This is a genomic window from Pantoea sp. GL120224-02 (genome assembly GCF_900215395.1).
GTDB lineage: Bacteria > Pseudomonadota > Gammaproteobacteria > Enterobacterales > Enterobacteriaceae > Pantoea > Pantoea communis.
Genome location: NZ_OBEC01000013.1, coordinates 68,263 through 88,994, shown reverse-complemented (window position 1 = coordinate 88,994; position 20,732 = coordinate 68,263). Strand labels below are relative to the sequence as shown.

Here is a 20,732-nt window from a genome sequence, read left to right as displayed (position 1 = left end):
GATTTATCGCGCTTTTCTCGACGGATAACTGATGAACGATGAAATCACCCGCCCCGATCCCGATGCGCTGTTGCTGAATCACAGCGACAGCCATCGCGGTAAGCTGAAAATCTACTTTGGCGCCTGCGCGGGCGTGGGGAAAACCTTCGCCATGCTGCAGGAGGCGCAGCGTTTACGTGCGCAAGGCCTCGATGTGCTGGCGGGCGTGGTGGAAACCCATGGACGTGAAGAAACCGCTGCGCTGCTCAAGGGCCTGGCGGTATTGCCGCGTCGCGCCACCGGACGTTCGCGGCACGCGGAATTCGATTTGGATGCGGCGCTGGCGCGTCATCCGGCGGTGATCCTGATGGACGAACTGGCACACACCAATGTGCAGGGTTCGCGCCATCCCAAACGCTGGCAGGACATCGAAGAGCTACTGGAAGCGGGCATCGACGTGATCACCACCGTCAACGTGCAACATCTGGAAAGCCTCAACGATGTGGTTGGTGGCGTGACCGGCATCCAGGTGCGAGAAACCGTCCCCGATCCGTTTTTCGATAGCGCCGATGAGGTGGTGCTGGTGGATCTGCCGCCGGACGATCTGCGTCAGCGGCTGAAAGAGGGCAAAGTCTACGTCGGCGATCGCGCCGAGCGCGCGATTGAAAACTTCTTCCGCAAAGGCAACCTGTTTGCCCTGCGCGAACTGGCACTGCGCCGCACCGCAGACCGCGTGGACGACCAGATGCGTGCCTGGCGCGACCAGCAAGGCCGCGACAAAGTCTGGCACACACGTGACGCCATTTTATTGTGCATCGGCGATGACACCGGCAGTGAGAAACTGGTGCGCACCGCCGCGCGTTTAGCCGCGCGTCTCGGCAGCGAGTGGCACGCAGTATACGTAGAAACGCCGCGTCTGAATCGCCTGCCGGAAGCACGTCGTCGTGCCATTTTACGCACGCTGCAACTGGCCCAAGAGCTGGGTGCGGAAACCGCCACCCTGTCCGATCCCGATGAAGCCCGCGCCGTGCTGCGTTACGCGCGCGAGCATAATCTCGGCAAAATCGTCACCGGTCGTCAGCCGCAACGGCGCTGGCGGCGCGACAGTTTTGCCCAGCGTTTGGGCCAGCTTGGCCCAGACCTCGATTTGCTGGTGGTGGCACTGGACGAACCGGTGCGCGACGCGCCGCATCCGATGGGCGGTAAACAGGCCAACAGTGATAAGTGGCGGCTGCATCTGCGCGGCTGCCTTATGGCGATTGCGCTGTGTATTCTGGTGACGATCGTAGGTCGCTGGCTACTGGTGGAGTTCGATCCGGCCAACGGCGTGATGATTTATCTGTTAGCCGTGGTGTTAGTCGCGCTGCGCTTTGGCCGCTGGCCCTCGGTGTTTGCCACGGTGATCAACATCCTGGCTTTTGACCTGTTCTTTGTCGCCCCGACCGGCACCGTGGCGGTATCGGATTTGCAGTATCTGGTGACCTTCGCGGTGATGCTGGCGGTAGGGGTGATCGTCGGGAACCTGACAGCAGGCGTGCGCTATCAGGCTAAAGTCGCGCGCTATCGTGAACAGCGTGCGCGGCATTTGTATGAGATGGCAAAATCGCTCGGCAGCGCGCTCACGCCGCAGGATATCGCCGCCACCAGCCAGCGCGTGATTGATGTCACCTTGCAGGCACGCAGCCAGCTGCTGCTGCCGGATGAGCAGGGCGATTTACAGGCGGTGGGTGAGAGCAGTATTGGTACGCCGCCCGATCTCGGCATCGCCAAATGGAGCTTTAGCAAAGCACAGCCCGCCGGTGCAGGCACCGATACCTTGCCAGCGGTGCCGTATCAAATTCTGCCGTTGAAAAGCGGGAATCACTGCCGTGGACTGTTGGTGGTAGAGCCGGAAAATCTGCGCCAACTGATGATCCCGGAACAGCAGCGTTTAGTTGAAACTTTTACGGTGCTGATCGCCAACGCGCTGGAGCGCATGGCGCTGTCACAGAGTGAAGCGGCGTCTCGTTTGGCGGCAGAGCGTGAGCAACTGCGTAATGCCCTGCTATCGGCACTTTCACACGACCTGCGAACCCCGCTGACGGTGCTGTTCGGTCAGGCGGAAATGCTGATGCTGGATTTGGCCGGCGATAACTCAAAATATGTCGGCCAGGCGAACCAGATTCGGGAACAGACGTTAAGCACCATTCGGCTGGTGAGCAATATGCTGGATATGGCACGTATTCAGTCTGGTGGACTCAACCTGCGCGAGGAGTGGGTGGCGCTGGATGAAGTGATTGGCGGGGCGCTGAGCAGTATGGGCCCCTCATTGAAAGGACACGATTTTGCACTCGATTTGCCGCCGGAACTGGTGCTGATCAAAGGCGATAGCGCGATGCTGGAGCGGGTGTTCACCAACCTGATCGAGAACAGCCTCAAATATGCCGGCAACGCCGCGCAGCACGGCATTCGCGCCTGGCGTGACAAAGAGCGGCTGGAGATTGCCGTCTGGGACAACGGCCCAGGGATCGCCGAAGAGAATATGACGCGCATTTTCGACAAATTTGCGCGCGGCGATAAGGAGTCGGCGGTGCCGGGTGTCGGGCTCGGTCTGGCGATCAGTAAAACCATTATTGAATCCCATCGCGGGCGTATTTGGGCGGAAAACCGACCGGAAGGGGGCGCAGAGTTTCGCTTGTCACTGCCGCTGCCAGCGGCCCCTGAAATTTCTGAAGAACCGCTGAAATAACTTCACACAAGTTCGGTTATAATCGACCACTTGTCTGTTGATTAATGGGAAATTATGGAACGTTTTATCGAGAACCTGATGTATTCATCGCGCTGGTTACTGGCACCGGTTTACATTGGACTTTCGCTGGGGCTGCTGGCGCTGACCGTTAAATTTTTCCAGGAAATTTTTCACCTGTTGCCCAACATACTCAGCATTGCTGAGAACGATCTGATTCTACTGCTGCTGTCGCTGGTGGACATGACGCTGGTCGGCGGATTGCTGGTGATGGTGATGCTCTCTGGCTATGAGAACTTTGTTTCTAAGCTGGATATTGATGAGAACAAAGAGAAGCTGAGCTGGTTGGGCAAGATGGATTCCGGCTCGCTGAAGAACAAAGTCGCGGCTTCGATTGTGGCGATTTCATCGATCCACCTGCTGCGCATCTTTATGGACGCGCGCAATGTCGATGACAGCAAGCTGATGTGGTACGTGATTATCCACCTGACCTTTGTGCTGTCGGCCTTCGTGATGGGCTGGCTGGATAATATGTCAAAGGTCGAGAAGAAGTAATTTGGTGTGCCAGGTGCGCCATTATGGCGCCCTGGCCCCTCACCGCACCGGCTGTGTGCCCGCCAGTTTCGGCATCACCTCTCTGATCATCGCAAAAAACTGCCGCATACGAGCGGGATAATAGCTGGCCCACGGATAGGTCAGCCACACCGGCAGCGGCGGCGCTTGCCACTCGGGCACCAGCTGAATCAAATCCCCTTTTGCTAAGTCCTCCTGTACTACCCACGACGACACAATCGCCGCACCCATGCCCGCCAGAGCGGCTTTGCGGATGGCGTATAAGCTGTCGCTGGCGAGGCGAGGCGCAATCGGCAGATTCATCGGCTGCCCATCACTCAAGCGCTGTAGTGCAAGCTCATTGCGGTAAAAGCTGGTCAGCGCCAGCCATGGCAGGTCGGTCAGTTGGCTGACATCCTCGATCGGCGCATGCTGTGCCAGCAGTGAAGGTGCGGCCACCACAAAGCGCGGCACTTCGGCCAGCAGAATCGCCACCAGCGAGGGATCGTTCACTGCACCCACCTGAATCGCACAATCGACATTTTCGCTGATAAAGTCCGGCGTGCGATCATTGAGCATCCACTCCACCGTCAGACGCGGGTAACGCTGCAGGTAATCCACCAGCGGATCGATCAACTGGTCCTGGCCAAACGCATGGGGCGCACGCACGCGCAGTGTGCCAATCGGATCGTCACTGGAACCCGTTAGTTCATCTTCCAGCGCATGCCAGGTCGCCAGCAACTGCCGCGCTTGCGCATAACAACGTTCGCCGTCATCGGTGAGTTTCAATGCATGAGTCGTGCGCAGAATCAGCTTCAGTCCTAACCGCTGTTCCAGTGCCTGCAACCGGCGGCTGATGGTGGGTTGTGTCGTGCCCAACTGCGCAGCGGCGGCTGACAGCGATCCACTTTCGACAATACGAATAAAGGTCTGCATCAGTTCAATACGGTCAATACTGGTTGGATTGTTCATACGCACCGTGCATAACAGTTCTGTGTTTGACGAGTCTACCGCGTATGGCCGCGACGCGCTTTAATAAGCGCACTTTCACGGGGGAATTCACTATGTCAGCCATTTCGCAATCTACTGCATTGCCAGCTGAAAAACTGCCAGCGCCGCTGGTGTTCACGCTTGCTGCAGGTGCCGGGCTTAGCGTGGCATCGATTTACTACAGCCAGCCGATGCTGGATATCATCAGCAAACAATTTAACGTTGGAATTGGTAGCGTCGGCATGGTGCCGATGCTGACGCAAGCGGGATACGCGCTGGGTATTCTGCTGCTGGCACCGCTCGGTGACCGTCACGATCGCCGCACCATTATTCTGATTAAAGGCCTGATGCTGGTCGCCGCGCTGCTGTTGTGTGGCTTCTCGGGCGGCATCAACGCGTTACTGATCGCCAGCTTTGTCACCGGCTTAACCGCCACCGTGGCGCAGGACATCGTGCCAGCTTCGGCGGCGTTAGCGCCGGAGCGCAGTCGCGGTAAAACTGTTGGCACGGTGATGACCGGCTTGCTGGTCGGTATTCTGCTGTCACGCGTGGTGAGCGGCGTGGTGGCGGAATATCTGGGCTGGCGCACCATGTACATGGTGGCGGCGGTGGCCGTGCTGTTGATTAGCCTCGCGCTGTGGCGTGTGTTGCCGCGCTTCAAACCGGGCACCTCTGTGAGCTATCCGCGTCTGCTGCTGTCGCTGGCGCACCTGTGGCAACATCATCAGACGCTACGTCGTGCCGCACTGGCACAGGGCTTGCTGTCGGTGGGTTTCAGTGCCTTCTGGTCAACGCTGGCGCTGATGCTGAGTGAGCGCTTCCATTTTGAAAGTGCAGTAGCAGGGGCGTTTGGTCTGGCGGGTGCGGCTGGGGCCCTGGCGGCACCGCTGGCGGGAAGCGTGGCGGATCGCATCGGCCCTGCCCGTGTCACCCAGTATGGTGCCACGCTGGTGATGGTGTCATTTGCGCTGATGTTCCTGCTGCCACTGTTACCGGTTCCGGCTCAGATTGGCCTGATCATCATCAGCACCATCGGCTTCGATTTGGGCGTGCAGGCCACGCTGGTAGCGCATCAGACGTTGGTCTACAGTCTGGCACCAGAAGCGCGTAGCCGACTGAATGCGTTGATGTTTACCGTGGTGTTTATTGGCATGGCGACCGGTGCGGCACTTGGAAGCCTGGCGCTGGCGCACTTTGGCTGGACCGGCGTGGTGGCGCTCTCCACACTTGCCGCTGCGCTTGCGTTGCTGATTCGTCTGGCGAGTCGTCACCTGAAAAACTGATCGTCAATCCTGTGCCAGGCTTAAGGGAGAATGTTATTTAAAAACGGAGCGTTATGAACTTCCTGGCCTGGACTGCCGCTACCGGTGGTCTGTTACTTCTCATGTCACTGGCTTCCGGTTGGATTCACCGTGGGCCAGTGACCGCATTTGGACTTTACCTGTTCGCGGGTATTCTCTGCGGCCCATGGCTGCTCAATCTGCTGCAACTCGATATTCTCGGGCACGCCGAACTCGCCGCCCATCTCACCGAAATCGCCATGGCAGCCTCGCTGTTTATCACAGGCCTTAAATTACGCGTGCCACTCACAGCCCATGCCTGGCGCCTGGGGGTGCGGCTGGCGTTTCCTGCCATGCTTCTCACCGTAGGCGGCATGACGCTGCTGGTGCACTGGATGACCGGTTTTGACTGGGCGCTGTCGCTGGCATTTGGTGCCATTGTGGCACCGACCGATCCGGTGCTGGCCAGCCTGATTTCCGTTAACGATGCGCGCGATGATGACGCATTACGCGTGGCGCTTTCCAGCGAAGCGGGCATGAACGATGGATCGGCGCTGCCGCTGTTGATGCTGGCGCTGCTCATGATGCAGTCCGATACGCTGAGTATCAGCCATTTGAGTGAATGGGCGTTGAGAGATGGGCTGTGGGCCATCGGCGGCGGGGTAGCCATTGGCTATCTGCTCGGTCGCTTGATTGGCCAACTGGCGACCCAGTTGCGCAGCGCGCATCAGGATATTGCACCTAATGATTTTCTCGCGCTGGCACTCATCGCGCTTAGTTATGCGGCGGCGCAAGCGGTAGATGCATCCGGCTTCCTCGCCACCTTTGCGGCGGGTGTTGGGCTACGTCGCGCTGAGCTGCGTGTGGTAAAGCACTATCCGCAAGACGAGTTGTCAGAAGAGGAGCAATACTTGCCCGCTGAGGCGCGCGTCAATCCCAATCAACGACTGGCGCACGGTGGCAGCGGTATGGTCAAATCAATGGGGTTGGTAGTCGGCGATGCGTTGTCGTTTGGCGATACCATCGAACGCCTGCTGGCTGCCGGCCTGATGGTAGTACTGGGTATCACGCTGGCGCATCACTGGAATCTAACTGGCATTGGCCTCGCGCTGCTGCTGTTTGTGGTCGTGCGTCCGCTGGCAGTATGGATCACCACCTGGCGCTGTGAGATACCGCTCATGCGCCGTTTGCTCATTGGCTGGCTGGGGATTCGCGGCATCGGCAGTATCAATTACATTGCTTACGCCTGGGTGCACGGCATGCGTGGCCCACAAGCAGAGCAAATGGTGGATATGGCGTTGACGTTAGTGGTGTGCAGCATCGTACTGCACGGCATCACGGTGACGCCGTTATTAAACTGGCGTGCCGCCCGTCAGGCGGCACGTGCGCAACATAATCAAAAGTGATTTTCTGGAAATTACTGGAGTCTGTTATGAAAGCCATATTAATCGCCCTCGTTGGGCTCTCGCTCTCCGCCAGTGCCATCGCCGCTGACGGTGATAACACCAGCGAAGAGAATGTGTATGCCAGCCAGTTGTGCCATCTGGTAAGCAGCGAAAAAAAGACCAGCGATCTGGATACCTATACCGCGAAGATGAAGTCTCAGTTGGCTGGCAGCCAGTCTTCATCCGCCGTGGATAATCCTGAATTTAATGAAGAAATCGCGCAGGAAGTGATTAGCGCCTGGATGGAACTGGGCGAGGATGAGCGCGCGCAGCTGCGCCATAATCAGCAGCAGTGCGAGCAAACAGTTATGACCCAATTCCAGCAACAGGATTAAATCCCCGTCATACTTCGAACTGTAGCGGCGTTGGCTGCGTCTGCTCGCCCCAGTCACTTACTGCAGTAAGCTCCTGGGACTCGCATCCTTGCCGCCTTGCTACAGCTCGAATTATTTAGGGAATTAAATCCCCGTCATACTTCAAGCTGTAGCGGCGTTGGCTGCGTTTGTTCGCCCCGGTCACTTACTGAAGTAAGCTCCCGGGGACTCACGCACTTGCCGCCTTGCTACAGCTCGAATTATTTAGGGGATTTCAGCGTCTAACCAATTACGTGATCTCGAGTGTTCTCTTTCATTTAGCGGAAAAATTTGGCGGATTCACTATAAAATAAGCGCCTTTATAGGCGCTTTTTCTATGGATCTTTTGTACAAAATGCGTACATAATCGCCAGCGTTGAAAGTTGACACGTATCACATAACGAGACGCAGCCCACAAGGCTGACATATTTTTCAATACTGGCTACTGGGCATGAAACTTACACGGCGTGGTTTTCTTCAAGCATCCGGGGCAACCGTCCTTTCGATGACCGCAGGCAAACTGTTTGCCCGTGATGACATTATCCCATTGTGGCCAGACGATCCGCCGGGCGGCGGTGGGCCGTCTGGGCTGTTGAAAGTCAGTATGAACGGCTCCTGGACCAACATCGTATCTCCCGCGATTCAGCGTTTCCGTCCGGAAAATCCCAACGGCGAAGCGGTGATCGTGGCGGCTGGCGGCGGCTATCGTTTTATCGGCATGGGGCGTGAAGCCTGGCCGGTGGCGCGCTGGTTAAATGCCAACGGTTACACCGTGTATGTGCTGAGTTACCGCTTGCCGGGAGAAAAGTGGCAGGCGGGCAACCTCGCGCCGCTGCAGGATGCGCAGCGCGCCATTCGTCTGGTGCGTTCTATGGAGAGTAAAGTGCATCTGCTCGGCTTCTCCGCTGGCGGACATCTGCTTGGCATGGCGGCCGCACGTCCTGATTTCGAAACCTATCCGGCGCAGGACCCGCTTGACCAGATCCGTCCAACGGCCGATAGCGTTGGCCTGATCTATCCGGTCATCACCCTTGAAGCGCCATATCAGAACACCAAGACGCACCTGATGATGGTAGGCGATCACGCGACACCCACTCAGGAAGCGAACTGGTCAGTGCAGAATTATGTCACCCGACAATATCCACCGACGTTCCTGGCGCAGGCGGAAGATGATCACACCTCCAATCCCCATAACACTGAAATGATGCGCGATGCCTGCCGTCGGATGCAGGTGCCAGTGGAGTTGATTGAACTCAGCAGCGGTGGGCATGGCTTTGGTCTGGGGAAAGCGGGTACGCCTGCTGCGCTCTGGGATCAGGCGTATGTGCGCTGGCTGGATCTGCACAGTTAATCGGGCAAAAAAACGTATTATCCGAAGAGACGGACCACAAAAGTGTTAGCTATGTGGTCGGTCTGATCTGTTAGCCATATGCCCGGCTGTGTTGTTATGCGCGCCAGGCAAATGGACGCATTACGTCAGATTAAAATGCTCATCCGGCTGGCGCGGTTCCGGCAACGGGAAATCATTGTTCATCGCCTTCAAATTACGTTCGATATTCACGCACAGCGCATCCAGTGGCAGATGGTTGGGCGCAGTGCCGAACGGATCTTCCAGCTCTTCCGCCAGTGACTCCAGCGACAGGAAGGTGTACGAGATAAACACCGACACCAGCGGCGTCATCAGATGCAAATCCGCCACCAGCGCAAACGGTAGCAGGGTACAGAACAGGTACACGGTGCGATGCAGAATCAGGCTGTAGGCAAACGGAATCGGCGTGCTGGCAAGGCGATCGCAGCCGCCCAGATAAGCCGACAGATGATTGAGATTGTCATCGATACTCTGCCAGACAATATCCGACACCAAACCCTCATCGCGCCGCTGCGCCAGCCATTCGCCCATGCATAACAAGGTCTGTGAGGTCGGCATCGGATGGCTCAATACGGCACTGTGCCACTTCTCCGGCAGCAAGCGCGCCAGATCGGCCTGCGCATCGGTTTTACGCAGCCGATGTTTCATTGCCCAGCTAAATGCCAGCTGCAGCCCTACAAACTCCTGCACTTGCGCTTCACTGATGCCGCGAATGCATTTTATCTGGCGCAGCAGTGAGCGTTGCGTGATGTGCATATTGCCCCACAGCGTGCGCGCTTCAATAAAACGCGCATAGCTGGCGTTATTGCGGAAGCCAAGAAAGATGGCAATCGACACGCCAATCAAGCTGAACGGTGCAGTCGTGAGGTGAATGCCGAAAGTGGAGTACCACGGATAGCCGATAATGGCGATCACCGACATCAGCAGGTTGAGCGACAGGCGAAACACAATGCTAACCAGCACCGAGCCGTGCCAGTCAAACAACCTGATGAACCAGTGTTGACGAGGACGTACGATCATTTTGCGATGGTGTTTTTTATGATTTTGTTGGCACAGGTTACGCCTGCTGATACACCGGAAGCAATGTGAAAAACAGCGCATTTGAGGCTGAAATTGCTGTGTTGAGTGTTAATTTATCTTTTTAAATCAGTCTTCTAAAAACAGTTTGAACAAGTTGTAAAATTCTTTGCGTTATCTCTTCATCGCCCCTTTCTCTAAAGTTCATTCCAGCAGCACAACACACAAATTTAAAAACACTTTAGAGGAATACATCATGTCTAAACTCGACCTGCTCGACCCACAGAACTCAACTCTGATCTTTATCGACCACCAGCCGCAGATGGCTTTCGGCGTCGCCAGTATTGATCGCCAGCAGCTCAAAAATAACACCGTCGCTTTGGCAAAAGCGGGCAAAGTTTTCGACGTGCCGGTGATTTACACCTCTGTAGAAACCGAAAGTTTTAGCGGCTACATCTGGCCAGAACTGCTGGCGGTGCACCCGGAATCGAAGCCGATTGAACGCACCTCGATGAACTCATGGGAAGATGCCAAATTCGTTGAAGCGGTGAAGAAAACCGGCCGTAAGAAATTGATTATTTCAGCGCTTTGGACGGAAGTGTGTCTGACTTTCCCGGCCCTGATGGCGCTGAAAGAGGGCTTTGAAGTGTATGTGGTGACCGATACTTCAGGCGGCACCAGCGTCGATGCTCACGAGCGTTCGATTCAGCGCATGGTGCAGGCCGGTGCGGTGCCGGTGACCTGGCAGCAAGTGCTGTTGGAATACCAGCGCGACTGGTCACGCAAAGAAACCTACGATGCGGTGATGGATCTGGTGCGTGAGCACAGCGGCGCATACGGCATGGGCGTGGATTACGCTTACACCATGGTGCACAAAGCGCCACAGCGTCAGGCTTGAATTACGACTGGCGCGGCAGGCTGTTTTTCAGAGCATCGATAAACAGCCGCAGCGCCATCGACTGATGCTGGTTGGGCGGGAACCACAAGGCCAGACCTGCCGACTGCACCCGCCAGTCGGCGAGCAGTTCCACTAACTGGCCGGATTGCAGCGCCGCTTCGGCGTAAAGCGACGGTACATAAGCAATGCCCAATCCGCTGATGGCCGCGCGGGTCATCAGCGCGTTATTATCTAAGGTGATCGTGCCCGGTACATCCAGTTCATAGCGTTTCCCCGCATTCTCATACTCCCAGCGATAGCGTTTCCCGCTCGGCAGACGATGGCGAATGCACTGCTGCTGCAACAAATCCTGCGGCTGCTTGATGGGGGCGTGTGCGGCGAGATAGGCCGGTGAAGCCACGGTGATAAAATTCAGCGGGCCGCCCAGCGCAATCGCCACCATATCCTGCGGCACATCTTCAATCAGCCGAATGCCGGCATCAAACCCGGCGGCTGTGATATCCACCAGTTCACCCTGCGCGGCAAAATCGAGCTGAATGTTCGGGTAATCAGCGCAAAATCCCGGCACCACTTTTTCCAGCAGGATGCTAATAGCCGCATCGCTGGCACTGATGCGTAAGGTGCCTGCGTGCTGCTGGCGGCGGGCGCTGACATCGTGTAGCACTTCATCCATTTCATTCAGTAGTGGAGCGAGGCGATCGATTAACTGTTGCCCGGCATCAGTGAGCGATACGCTGCGGGTCGTGCGCTGAAAAAGCTGTACCCCCAGATTCTGTTCCAGCGCTTTCACCAGATGGCTGAGTGAAGAGCGCTTCAGGCCGAGCATCTCAGCGGCACGGCGGAAGCTGCGCTGCTCGCCCAACGTTTTGATGGCCTGAAGTTCATGCCAGGAAGGTCTTCTCATTGGTGGTATTTCCTCACCAGGTCATGCGCGATTAGGGAGATTATGACCACCAGTAAAGCGATCTATCATCGGGTTTTCAACCGGAGGACGACAAAATGAAAACTTGGTTAATTACCGGTGCCAGCAGTGGGCTGGGCCGTTTGATGAGTGAAGATTTACTGGCACGTGGCGATCGCGTGCTGGCCTGCGTACGTCGCACTGAGGCAATGGCGGGTCTGCAAGCGCGATACGGTGGGCAGTTACAGGTCATGATGCTGGATTTGGCGAACACCGCCAGCATTGCGCCAGCCATCGCGCAGGCATTTGCCAACGTTGAGCGCGTCGATGTGGTGGTCAGCAATGCCGCCTATGGTTTGTTTGGCGCGGCGGAAGAGCTGAGCGATACGCAGATTGATCGTCAGATCGCCACCAACCTCACCGGCTCAATCCAGCTAATTCGCGCCGTGATTCCGCTGCTGCGCCAGCAGGGCGGCGGGCGCATCGCGCAGGTTTCCTCGGAAGGCGGGCAGGTGGCTTATCCCAACTTCAGCCTGTATCACGCCAGCAAGTGGGGCATCGAAGGATTTGTTGAAGCGGTACGCCAGGAAGTTGCCAGCTTTGGCATCGATTTCCTGCTGGTGGAGCCGGGTCCAACCGCCACTCACTTTGGTGCCGGGCTGGATATTGCTGAGGCGCAGGATGTTTATCGGGACACCGCCTCCGGTGAAGTGCGCCGCGCGATTATGTCTGGCGAGTTCGCGATCAAAGGCGATGCCGCGAAATCTGTCACCGCGATGATCGCCACGCTGGATCAACCCGCCATGCCGCTGCGTCTGGCACTGGGCAGCACGGCGTATGACAATATCGAAGCCGCGCTGGAACGACGCCTGGCAGAGCTGCGTTTGCAGAAAGAGATAGCCTATCGTGCGGATGTGTAAAAGCTTTTCGCATAACCGCACGGAGTAACAGGCAGGGAAGCGGCATCGCTGCCAAACTTAGCGCACAAAAGAAGGCATGCACGTTTCGCAGCGGCATGCTTTGTATTGAGCGTTTTGCTAAGGAGAAAGTGGTTATGAAAGCGATGATCCTGAAACAACCCGGCGGTTTAGAGCACTTGCAGCTGGCGGATCTGCCCGATCCCGGTAAACCGGGCGCCGGAGAGATCCGCGTGGCGATCCATGCCACCTCACTTAACTTCCACGATTTGCTGGTGGCTAACGGATCGATCCCCACCGAGCAAGATCGCATTATGATGGCGGACGGTGCGGGCGTGGTCGAAGAGGTCGGTGCAGGCGTCACCGACTTTAATCCCGGCGACCATGTGGTGTCCTGTTTCTTCCCACAGTGGCAGGATGGGCTACCGTTTGCTCAGGTCGGCAATTTCACCCAGACACCCGGCGATGGAACAGACGGCTTTGCCGCCGAAGTGGTGGTGCGTCCTGCGCATCACTTTACCCTCGCACCGCGCGGCTGGCGGCATGCCGAAGCCGCGACGATTACCACATCAGGCCTGACGGCATGGCGCGCACTGGTAGGCGATGCGCAGATTAAATCGGGCGATACCATCGTCACGTTGGGCACCGGCGGCGTGTCGATTACTGCGCTGCAAATTGCCAAAGCGATGGGCGCACGAGTGATTGTCACATCTTCATCGGATGAGAAGCTGGCCAGAGCCAAAGAGCTGGGGGCCGATGCGGGCATCAACTATCGCACCACGCCGGAGTGGGGCAAAGCGGTTCAGCAGCTGACTGAGGGCAAAGGCGCGGATGTGGTGATTGAACTGGGCGGGCCGGGCACCATGGCACAGTCGATTGAAGCGGTGCGCGTGGGCGGTCATATCGCGTTAATTGGTGTGCTGACCGGGTTCGAAGGCGTGATACCCACCTCGCTATTGATGGCAAAGCAGGCGCGTATTCAGGGGTTGATTGTCGGCCATCGTCGTCAGCAGCAGGATTTCGTGCGCGCGTTAGAGCAAACGGGTATTCGCCCGGTGATCAGTGACAGTTACGGTGCGCTGAACGATCTGCCTGCGGCCTTCCAGCATCAGCAGTCGGCGGGACACTTCGGCAAAATCACCGTGGAGTGGTAACGCGAATTAGCCTGTTTCCCAAACCAGGAAACAGGCTAGTGACATCAGTAGTAATCGCCGTGACGGTAATCCCAGGACGGGAAGATGTCCGACAGCAACGCCATGATTTTATCGACATCAAGGCCTTTGCGAATCAATACCGGGCACGGGGTGATTTTACGCTCGCCGTTTTGCTGTGGAATCAGACGACCTTCGCTATCGACCATCGACACCATTACGCCTTGTTCGTAGCGCACTTTATTTTCTTCGTTAGGCTGAATGGATTTCACGTAGTCATTGGCTTCAATAATTAAATCGGCACGCGATTCAATACGTTCGCCAATACCCTCAACCAGACCACGGTTTCCCTGACCCGATGGGTTGGCTGAACTGGCGAAAGAGAATTTCCCGTGATCTTCCCACAGCGCTTTCGCAATATTTTCGCCTGGGCGACCAAATTTAATCACGAAGCAACTGGTCTGGCGGCCATCCATCATCAGCTCTTTTGAACCGTCAGCCGGAATACGCGCCAACGCATCTTCGCGCCACGGTAAAATACAGCCCAGCAAAATATCCTGATCCCAATGCTGCTGATAAAGCTGGTCAATTTCCGGCGTCAGTTGAGCCAGTGAACGCAGTTGTTCCAGCGAGCCACATAGTACCACGCCTGGCTTGTTGCGCTTGCGCTGCTTGGCTTCAAACTTACGCTCTAACCCGGCTTTATCGGAGGTCATGATGATGTAACCGACTTTCGTTGGGCTCACAATCATGCCGCCGTCCTGGGACAAAATCTCGATGGCTTCAGGTTGTAACCCGCCATTCCAAGTTATTTGCTTACCGCTCATGGATCTACCCTATCTGCGTATCAATAGATGACGTACAGGAATATTACCTGCAATGTAATTAAGGAATTAATTAACCGGATAATTCATCGGGATTAATGGGTTTGTGCAAAACCATGCTGGTGATAATAGTACGATAATTAAAGGTGATGCAACTGATGAAAATAACGATGAAAGGAATAGGGTTAATTTAAAATAACACGCGGGAATTGTAGTGTTATTTAAACAAGGCGCTGAATAAGTCTTTCAGCGCCAGGGTTAATTAAAATATCAGAGCGTGTGCCACACCGCGCAGCGCAATGCCGAGGATGATGCCCGGCACGGCGAAACGGAACAGACGCGGGAAACGACTCGACAGGCCAAGGAAGATACCAATCCCCGGCAAATCAAAGGTCTGAATAAACCAACCCGCCGAGGCGTTGATGTTGTGCGCACTGTATAAACCTTTTTCGACCAGCCCGGCTACCACGCCGTAGTAGGCGGTGCCGCCTGCCAGGCATTTGGTCAGTGCAGGCAGAATATACACTTCAGAGATGTTGAATCTGTCCAGCAGCGGAGAAACCAGCCGGGTAAGCATCTCAATCCCGCCGGACTCTTTCAAAATCCCCACCACCGACAGTGAGAGAATCAGCATCGGCAGCGATCCCAGCGCCAGACGAATCGCGTCCGCACCCGCGCTGTTGATGATGGCGATCAGTCCCATTTTGCTTTCATTATTCGCAACGGCTTCATCTTCATTGAGCAGCGCTGCATCCGAGAGCTTGCGCCCAAAGAAATGATAAGTGGTGGCTGCCGCCAGCACCCCGCCGCAGATGGAGATGAGTATCGCGGCACTCCAGTTGAGCCCGGCAGGAATCAGCGGATAAAAAGCGTTGGCTTGCCCCATGGCAAACAGCATCGCCAGCGTGGCCGCCATATGGCGATCGGAAGTGCCACGTTTTTCCATAATCGCTAATGCCGCTAACGGCGCGGCGAAACTGACAAAGTTCAGCTGGATCAGGGCAAATAATGCCAGTCCGGTAATACCTAAAGGTTTTAATAACGGTGTGGAATGACGTACCACAAAATCCAGCACACCTTTCACTTCCAGATATTTCATGATGAATAACATCACCACCATGATAGGAATAAGCGTGTACAACGCGACATCCACCGAGGATTTGCCCGCAGACATGATAATGCTGATGATATTCATGCGGTTGCCTGAACCTCGAACCACGGCTTAATACCGATAAGCATACAGCTCCCCTTGCCTTAAAAAACGCATAAAAATGCCAGCGCGAAGGGCGCTAGCTAAGGGATAAATAGTATCCCGGTGGTGTAAACTTGAGTAGTGAAGAAATTAAATTTTATCTTGCAGGAAATGGCAGGGCAAAATAACCGTGCGCCGACGTTTGTGCGGCGCACGGAAATATTATTCGACGTTTATTCGCTTATCTGACGAATATTACGCGCGGTGCTCTGCAATAATTTAAATGCATCATAACGGTGCTGATGCAGTGGCGAAACCGACGGCTCAGGATGCCAGCGCTTTTCATCGGTGGTCATGTTGGCCATCGCCGAGGTGACGTCGGAATATACGCCACTGGCGGCAGCGGCAAGAATCGCTGAACCCAGTAATACCGGCTCAGGGCAGTGGGTGGATTGCACAGGAAGCTGGCAGCTGTCCGCCAGCAACTGGCGTACCAGCGAGTGTTGCCCGGCGCCGCCGCTGATGACAATCGACCGCGTGACGATACCCTTGCTGGTTTGCGCCTCAATGATTTGGCGCAGGCCGTAGCCGAGGCTGCACAAGCCGGCGATATACAGTGCGATCAGGCTCGCTTCGTCATTGTCCATACCCAGACCGCAAATCACCGCTCGCGCGTAAGGGTCGCCAAAAGGTGCACGATTACCCGCAAATTCCGGCACGATATGCAGACCTTCGACTAAATCCACCGTTGCTGATTCACTGCGAGATTGCTGCAAAGCCTGTTCCGCAAGGTAAACCGGCAGTGAAAGGCCAGCGGCATCGGCAGCCTGCTGTGCCCTTGCAGCCGCTGGATGCATCTCCAGCAGGCGGTCGATGGCGGCGCCTGCCGCGCTTTGTCCGCCTTCACTCAACCATAAACCCGGCACCATCGCCGAGTAATACGGACCCCACACACCTGGCACAAACGCGGCTTCACGCGTCGGCGTCATGGTGCAGGACGAGGTGCCAAACACATAGGCGAGTTTATCCTCCGGGCTGCCATCTGCGCCCAGCGTACCGACGCCGCCTGCATGGGCATCGATTAACCCGGCGGCCACGGGCGTGCCAGCAGATAAGCCAAAGTCGGCGGCGGCCTGCGCGGTTAAACCTGTGCCGCACGGTGTGCCTGGCTCGACGATCTGCTGTCCGATACGCGCAAACTTCTCCTCGGCAAACTCCGGCAGGCCAATGGCACTGAAGTAGTCGGCATCCCAGCGCTGCTCATGCGCAAGATAGTTCCATTTACAGGTGACGGTGCAGGATGAGCGCGCCGTATCGCCTGTCGCGCGCCAGCTGAGGTAATCGGTGAGATCGAAAAAGTGTGCGGCGTTCTGGAATGTCTGCGGGTTGTGGGTTTTCAGCCACAGCAGCTTTGGCATCTCCATCTCCGGTGAGATGCGTCCGCCCACATAGTCGAGCACCGGATGTTTCGTTGCATTGATGGCATCGGCCTGCCGCGTCGCGCGGTGATCCATCCACACAATAATATTGCGTTCTGCCTCTCCGTTTGGGCTGACGGGCAACGGTTGCCCCTGTTCATCGATCACCACCAGCGAGCAGGTGGCATCGAAACCAATGCCAGCCACCGCAGCGGGATCGATAGCGGCAGTGGCCACCGCCTCGCGCACGCAGTGACTGACCGCCTGCCAAATCTCATTGGCGGATTGCTCAACCACATGACCGTGGGCACGGAAGGTGGTGATGGACTGTTTTGCATGGCCTAACAGATTTCCCGCGCGGTCAAACACGCCCGCGCGAGCGCTGGCCGAACCAACATCGACACCAATCAGATATTTTTCGTTACTCATGCTGCTGCACCTCGGCTGGTTACAGGTCAACGCTGTTGGGGAGGATAACAATATCGCGCACTGTGACACCCGGCGAACGTGTCACCATAAACAGCACCGATTCCGCCACTTCAATGGGCTGCATCAGGCTGCCATTGGCCAGCGCGTCCTCCAGTTTCTCCTGCGGCCAGTCATCGAGCAGGGCAGTGACCACCGGACCCGGCAGTACCGCACCGACGCGCACACCAGACTGCGCCACCTGACGACGGGTTGAATGCACAAAAGCCTGCACTGCAAATTTGGATGCGGTGTAGATCGGTTCCCAGACCACGGGCACCACGCCCGCAATCGAACTGGTGAAAATGATGTCACCCGATTTCTGCGCGATCAGATGCGGCAGCACCGAACGCACGCAGCGAAAGGCCGCGCTGGTGTTGAGTTTCAGTACGCGATCCCAGATATCGGGATCGCCTTCCGCCACTGGTCCGCCAATGTAGGCACCGGCGTTGGCGTGGAAAATATCCAGACGGCCCGCCAGCTTGAGGATGTCGTCGAGAATCCCGTCAACCTGTTTGCCGTCCATCAGGTCAATCTGCAGCGGCAGTGCCTGAGGGCCTAGTTCCGCCACCAGCTGCTGTAACTTGTCGCCGTCACGATCGATCAGGACGACTTTAGCCCCGGCCCGCAGCAGCACTTTGCTGCATTCCAGACCGATACCGGAGGCAGCGCCAGTAATGGCGGCAACTTTTCCGTTGAGTGGGTTATGCATGGAGAAGAGGTTCGTGTTCATCTTATAATCCTTTATCAATGGCGTTTTAGGTGGTGCTCAATCGATGAAGCACAACTATCACCCCGACTTTTAACCAGCAACAAAAAGAGCAATAAAGGGATGGGTTCTGTGACGGGGATCGGCAAAAACAAGAAAACCACCATTTATGACCTCGCGGAACTCACGGGAGTTTCGGCAAGCGCGGTGAGCGCGATTTTAAGCGGCAACTGGAAGAAGCGGCGCATCAGTGCCAGCACTGCTGAGAAGGTGAGCCGGATTGCGCAAGAGCAGGGTTATGCGCTGAATCGACAGGCCAGCATGCTGCGAACCACGCGCTCGAAAACCATCGGTATGATCGTGCCTAAATACGACAACCGCTATTTTGGCTCAATCGTGGAAAGTTTTGAGCAGATGGCGCGCGATCGTGGCCTGTTCCCGGTCATTACCTGCACACAGCGCGATCCTGATTTGGAACTCGAAGCGGCGCGCACCATGCTCTCCTGGCAGGTGGATTACATGGTGGTGACCGGGGCCACCGATCCAGATCGTATCACTGCACTTTGTCAGGCCGCGGGCGTTCCCTCGCTGAATCTTGATCTGCCCGGTTCGCTGGCGCCTTCAGTGATTTCGGATAACTTCAATGGCGCATTGAGCCTGACGCGTAGCCTGCTGGAGAAGTGCCCGCAGCCGCTGATTTTTATCGGGGGGCGTGCCAGCGATCACAACAGTAAAGAGCGCCTGCGCGGCTTTTTGGCGGCACATCAGGAACGAGGCATTTCTGTGCCGGAGGAAAATCTGCTGCTGTGTGGCTACGAGCCAGAAAAAGCGCAAACGGCGTTGAAAAATCACTTTCAGCAGTATGTAACGGGGCAATTTGGCCTGTTTGTGAATTCGACCATTTCGCTGGAAGGGGTGGTGCAGTTTCTGCGTGCTGAGGATCTGTTATCCGATGATAAACACCCGGCGATTGGCTGTTTCGACTGGGACCCGTTCGTCGCGCTGTTGTGTAAAGACATCAGCATGGTGAAACAGGATGTGGCAGGCATGATGGAAACGGTGTTCCGCCTGATGGAGAGCGGTGAGCAGGACGTGGCGGTAGTGGAAGTGCCGGTGTTGCTGATGCAGTAAAAAGGGCGGCAAATGCCGCCCCATTGATCAACGCATGGTGACAAACTCTTCCGCCGCCGTCGGATGAATCGCCACGGTGTTGTCGAAATCTTTCTTGGTAGCGCCCATCTTCAGTGCCACAGCGAAGCCTTGCAGCATCTCGTCCATACCGTTACCGATACCGTGAATGCCGACAATCTTCTCTTCCGGGCCAACGCACACCAGCTTCATGCGGCACGGCTGGCGATGCTGGGTGACGGCGGTGTACATCGCGGTGAAGGAAGATTTATACACTTTCACCTGGTCGTCGCCGTACTGCTCGCGCGCCTGCGGTTCGGTCAAACCAACGGTACCAATCGGTGGATGGCTGAATACCACGGTCGGCACATTGCTGTAATCCAGGTGCTCGTCGGGTTTGTTGTTGAACAGACGCTCGGAGAGGCGACGGCCGGCGGCGACGGCGACGGGGGTCAGTTCCACCGCGCCGGTGTTATCGCCCACCGCATAGATGCCTTTCACGTTGGTGTTCTGGAACTTATCAACGTTGATATAGCCTTTCTCGTTCAGCGCGACACCGGTTACGGACAGGTTGAGATTGTCAGTAGCCGGTTCACGACCAATCGCCCACACCAGGCAATCGACAGTTTGCTCATGGCCATTTTCCAGCTGCAGCGTCAGGCTGCCGTCGGCGTTCTTGATCACCGCTTTTGGAATCGACTCGGTATGCAGCGTTGGGCCTTCGGCCTGCATCACTTCTACCAGCGTATCGACAATCAGCGGATCGAAACTGCGCAGTGGCGCATGCTTACGCACAAACAGATGGGTTTCGGCGCCCAGTGCGTTGACCACACCGGCAAGTTCCACCGCGATATACCCTGCGCCGACCACCGCGACACGCTTCGGCAGCGCATCAAGCTCAAAGAAACCGTCAGAGTCGATACCGTATTCCCCGCCAGGCACTTTTGGATGGCTTGGACGACCGCCTGTGGCGATCAGGATGTGATCGGCCGTGATGGTTTCGCCATTCACTTCCACGGTGTTGGCATCGATAAAGCGGGCGAAGCCCTTGATCACTTCGACGTTGTTTTTACCCAGCACGTTGTCATACGAGGTGTGGATGCGATCGATATAGGCGCTGCGGTTTTTCACCAGCACTGACCAGTCAAAATTGTTCACGGTGGTATCGAAACCGTAGTCCGGGCCGTACAGGTGAATAGCTTCGGCAATCTGCGCGGCATGCCACATCACTTTTTTCGGCACGCAGCCAACGTTGACACAGGTGCCGCCCAATTCTTTCGCTTCGATCAGCGCGCATTTCTGGCCATGCATCGCGGCACGGTTAATTGAGGCGATACCGCCGCTGCCGCCGCCGATGGCGAGGTAGTCAAAATGTCGGGTCATGCGGAATGTCCATCTTTTGGGAGAAAATTGGCATAG

18 protein-coding genes are annotated in these 20,732 nt (G+C 56.4%); 10 read left to right on the top strand and 8 right to left on the bottom strand.

The features are described from left to right. Positions 1-31: 31 nt before the first annotated feature. The gene (gene kdpD, locus CRO33_RS20725) at positions 32-2,707 is read left to right on the top strand and encodes a two-component system sensor histidine kinase KdpD (RefSeq protein WP_097119418.1); all 2,676 of its coding nucleotides are present in this window, start codon (positions 32-34) and stop codon (positions 2,705-2,707) included. Between the two features lie 54 nt (positions 2,708-2,761). Next, positions 2,762-3,259, top strand: a complete 498-nt coding sequence (locus CRO33_RS20720) for a TIGR00645 family protein (RefSeq protein ID WP_034819827.1) — start codon at positions 2,762-2,764, stop codon at positions 3,257-3,259. A gap of 39 nt (positions 3,260-3,298) precedes the next feature. Here the strand turns inward: CRO33_RS20720 and CRO33_RS20715 are convergent, their stop codons facing one another. After that, a complete protein-coding gene (locus tag CRO33_RS20715; RefSeq protein WP_097119417.1) occupies positions 3,299-4,228 on the bottom strand; it encodes a LysR family transcriptional regulator in 930 nt (309 codons plus the stop codon). Positions 4,229-4,320: 92 nt separating this feature from the next. On the opposite strand from CRO33_RS20715, the gene CRO33_RS20710 reads away from it, so the two are divergent. From CRO33_RS20710 to CRO33_RS20695, 4 genes are all read left to right on the top strand, one after another. Further along, positions 4,321-5,529: an MFS transporter gene (locus tag CRO33_RS20710; protein ID WP_097119416.1), complete on the top strand. Its 1,209-nt coding sequence runs from the start codon at positions 4,321-4,323 to the stop codon at positions 5,527-5,529. 53 nt (positions 5,530-5,582) lie between these two features. Continuing rightward, entirely contained in the window at positions 5,583-6,932 is a 1,350-nt protein-coding gene (locus CRO33_RS20705; protein ID WP_097119415.1) for a cation:proton antiporter, read from the top strand. Positions 6,933-6,958: 26 nt separating this feature from the next. Then, on the top strand, positions 6,959-7,306 hold the full coding sequence (locus CRO33_RS20700; RefSeq protein ID WP_097119414.1) for a hypothetical protein: 348 nt from the start codon (positions 6,959-6,961) through the stop codon (positions 7,304-7,306). A 523-nt stretch (positions 7,307-7,829) separates the two neighbouring features. Beyond that, positions 7,830-8,675: an alpha/beta hydrolase gene (locus CRO33_RS20695; RefSeq protein WP_097119413.1), complete on the top strand. Its 846-nt coding sequence runs from the start codon at positions 7,830-7,832 to the stop codon at positions 8,673-8,675. Between the two features lie 120 nt (positions 8,676-8,795). Here the strand turns inward: CRO33_RS20695 and CRO33_RS20690 are convergent, their stop codons facing one another. Then, positions 8,796-9,713, bottom strand: coding sequence for a bestrophin family protein (locus CRO33_RS20690; RefSeq protein ID WP_097119412.1), 918 nt, complete (start codon positions 9,711-9,713; stop codon positions 8,796-8,798). Between the two features lie 253 nt (positions 9,714-9,966). Here CRO33_RS20690 and CRO33_RS20685 point away from each other — a divergent pair, with 253 nt between their 5' ends. Further along, positions 9,967-10,608, top strand: a complete 642-nt coding sequence (locus CRO33_RS20685; RefSeq protein WP_097119411.1) for a hydrolase — start codon at positions 9,967-9,969, stop codon at positions 10,606-10,608. A gap of 1 nt (position 10,609) precedes the next feature. Here CRO33_RS20685 and CRO33_RS20680 read toward each other — a convergent pair whose 3' ends face one another. Next, positions 10,610-11,512, bottom strand: a complete 903-nt coding sequence (locus CRO33_RS20680; RefSeq protein WP_097119410.1) for a LysR family transcriptional regulator — start codon at positions 11,510-11,512, stop codon at positions 10,610-10,612. Between the two features lie 95 nt (positions 11,513-11,607). On the opposite strand from CRO33_RS20680, the gene CRO33_RS20675 reads away from it, so the two are divergent. Both CRO33_RS20675 and CRO33_RS20670 read left to right on the top strand, forming a co-directional pair. Further along, complete coding sequence (locus tag CRO33_RS20675; RefSeq protein WP_097119409.1) at positions 11,608-12,429, top strand: SDR family oxidoreductase; 822 nt, start codon at positions 11,608-11,610, stop codon at positions 12,427-12,429. Between the two features lie 134 nt (positions 12,430-12,563). After that, positions 12,564-13,580, top strand: coding sequence for a zinc-dependent alcohol dehydrogenase family protein (locus CRO33_RS20670; protein ID WP_097119408.1), 1,017 nt, complete (start codon positions 12,564-12,566; stop codon positions 13,578-13,580). Positions 13,581-13,624: 44 nt separating this feature from the next. Here CRO33_RS20670 and CRO33_RS20665 read toward each other — a convergent pair whose 3' ends face one another. From CRO33_RS20665 to CRO33_RS20650, 4 genes are all read right to left on the bottom strand, one after another. Next, a complete protein-coding gene (locus tag CRO33_RS20665; protein WP_097119407.1) occupies positions 13,625-14,404 on the bottom strand; it encodes an L-threonylcarbamoyladenylate synthase in 780 nt (259 codons plus the stop codon). A gap of 259 nt (positions 14,405-14,663) precedes the next feature. Continuing rightward, complete coding sequence (locus tag CRO33_RS20660; RefSeq protein ID WP_097119406.1) at positions 14,664-15,596, bottom strand: nucleoside recognition family protein; 933 nt, start codon at positions 15,594-15,596, stop codon at positions 14,664-14,666. Between the two features lie 230 nt (positions 15,597-15,826). Next, positions 15,827-17,440, bottom strand: a complete 1,614-nt coding sequence (locus CRO33_RS20655) for an FGGY-family carbohydrate kinase (protein WP_097119405.1) — start codon at positions 17,438-17,440, stop codon at positions 15,827-15,829. Positions 17,441-17,459: 19 nt separating this feature from the next. After that, positions 17,460-18,209 carry an SDR family oxidoreductase gene (locus CRO33_RS20650; protein WP_176505808.1) on the bottom strand — a complete coding sequence of 250 codons (750 nt, stop codon included), beginning with the start codon at positions 18,207-18,209 and terminating at the stop codon, positions 17,460-17,462. A gap of 108 nt (positions 18,210-18,317) precedes the next feature. Here CRO33_RS20650 and CRO33_RS20645 point away from each other — a divergent pair, with 108 nt between their 5' ends. Beyond that, on the top strand, positions 18,318-19,316 hold the full coding sequence (locus CRO33_RS20645) for a LacI family DNA-binding transcriptional regulator (protein ID WP_176505807.1): 999 nt from the start codon (positions 18,318-18,320) through the stop codon (positions 19,314-19,316). A gap of 27 nt (positions 19,317-19,343) precedes the next feature. On the opposite strand, the gene gorA is transcribed toward CRO33_RS20645, so the two are convergent. Then, positions 19,344-20,696, bottom strand: coding sequence for a glutathione-disulfide reductase (gene gorA / locus CRO33_RS20640; protein ID WP_097119403.1), 1,353 nt, complete (start codon positions 20,694-20,696; stop codon positions 19,344-19,346). Between the last annotated feature and the right edge of the window lie 36 nt (positions 20,697-20,732).

Coding starts and splice junctions, on each gene's coding strand:
- kdpD (WP_097119418.1), top strand. CDS start 32: ATGAACGATGAAATCACCCGCCCCGATCCCGATGCGCTGTTGCTGAAT.
- CRO33_RS20720 (WP_034819827.1), top strand. CDS start 2,762: ATGGAACGTTTTATCGAGAACCTGATGTATTCATCGCGCTGGTTACTG.
- CRO33_RS20715 (WP_097119417.1), bottom strand. CDS start 4,228: ATGAACAATCCAACCAGTATTGACCGTATTGAACTGATGCAGACCTTT.
- CRO33_RS20710 (WP_097119416.1), top strand. CDS start 4,321: ATGTCAGCCATTTCGCAATCTACTGCATTGCCAGCTGAAAAACTGCCA.
- CRO33_RS20705 (WP_097119415.1), top strand. CDS start 5,583: ATGAACTTCCTGGCCTGGACTGCCGCTACCGGTGGTCTGTTACTTCTC.
- CRO33_RS20700 (WP_097119414.1), top strand. CDS start 6,959: ATGAAAGCCATATTAATCGCCCTCGTTGGGCTCTCGCTCTCCGCCAGT.
- CRO33_RS20695 (WP_097119413.1), top strand. CDS start 7,830: ATGACCGCAGGCAAACTGTTTGCCCGTGATGACATTATCCCATTGTGG.
- CRO33_RS20690 (WP_097119412.1), bottom strand. CDS start 9,713: ATGATCGTACGTCCTCGTCAACACTGGTTCATCAGGTTGTTTGACTGG.
- CRO33_RS20685 (WP_097119411.1), top strand. CDS start 9,967: ATGTCTAAACTCGACCTGCTCGACCCACAGAACTCAACTCTGATCTTT.
- CRO33_RS20680 (WP_097119410.1), bottom strand. CDS start 11,512: ATGAGAAGACCTTCCTGGCATGAACTTCAGGCCATCAAAACGTTGGGC.
- CRO33_RS20675 (WP_097119409.1), top strand. CDS start 11,608: ATGAAAACTTGGTTAATTACCGGTGCCAGCAGTGGGCTGGGCCGTTTG.
- CRO33_RS20670 (WP_097119408.1), top strand. CDS start 12,564: ATGAAAGCGATGATCCTGAAACAACCCGGCGGTTTAGAGCACTTGCAG.
- CRO33_RS20665 (WP_097119407.1), bottom strand. CDS start 14,404: ATGAGCGGTAAGCAAATAACTTGGAATGGCGGGTTACAACCTGAAGCC.
- CRO33_RS20660 (WP_097119406.1), bottom strand. CDS start 15,596: ATGAATATCATCAGCATTATCATGTCTGCGGGCAAATCCTCGGTGGAT.
- CRO33_RS20655 (WP_097119405.1), bottom strand. CDS start 17,440: ATGAGTAACGAAAAATATCTGATTGGTGTCGATGTTGGTTCGGCCAGC.
- CRO33_RS20650 (WP_176505808.1), bottom strand. CDS start 18,209: ATGAACACGAACCTCTTCTCCATGCATAACCCACTCAACGGAAAAGTT.
- gorA (WP_097119403.1), bottom strand. CDS start 20,696: ATGACCCGACATTTTGACTACCTCGCCATCGGCGGCGGCAGCGGCGGT.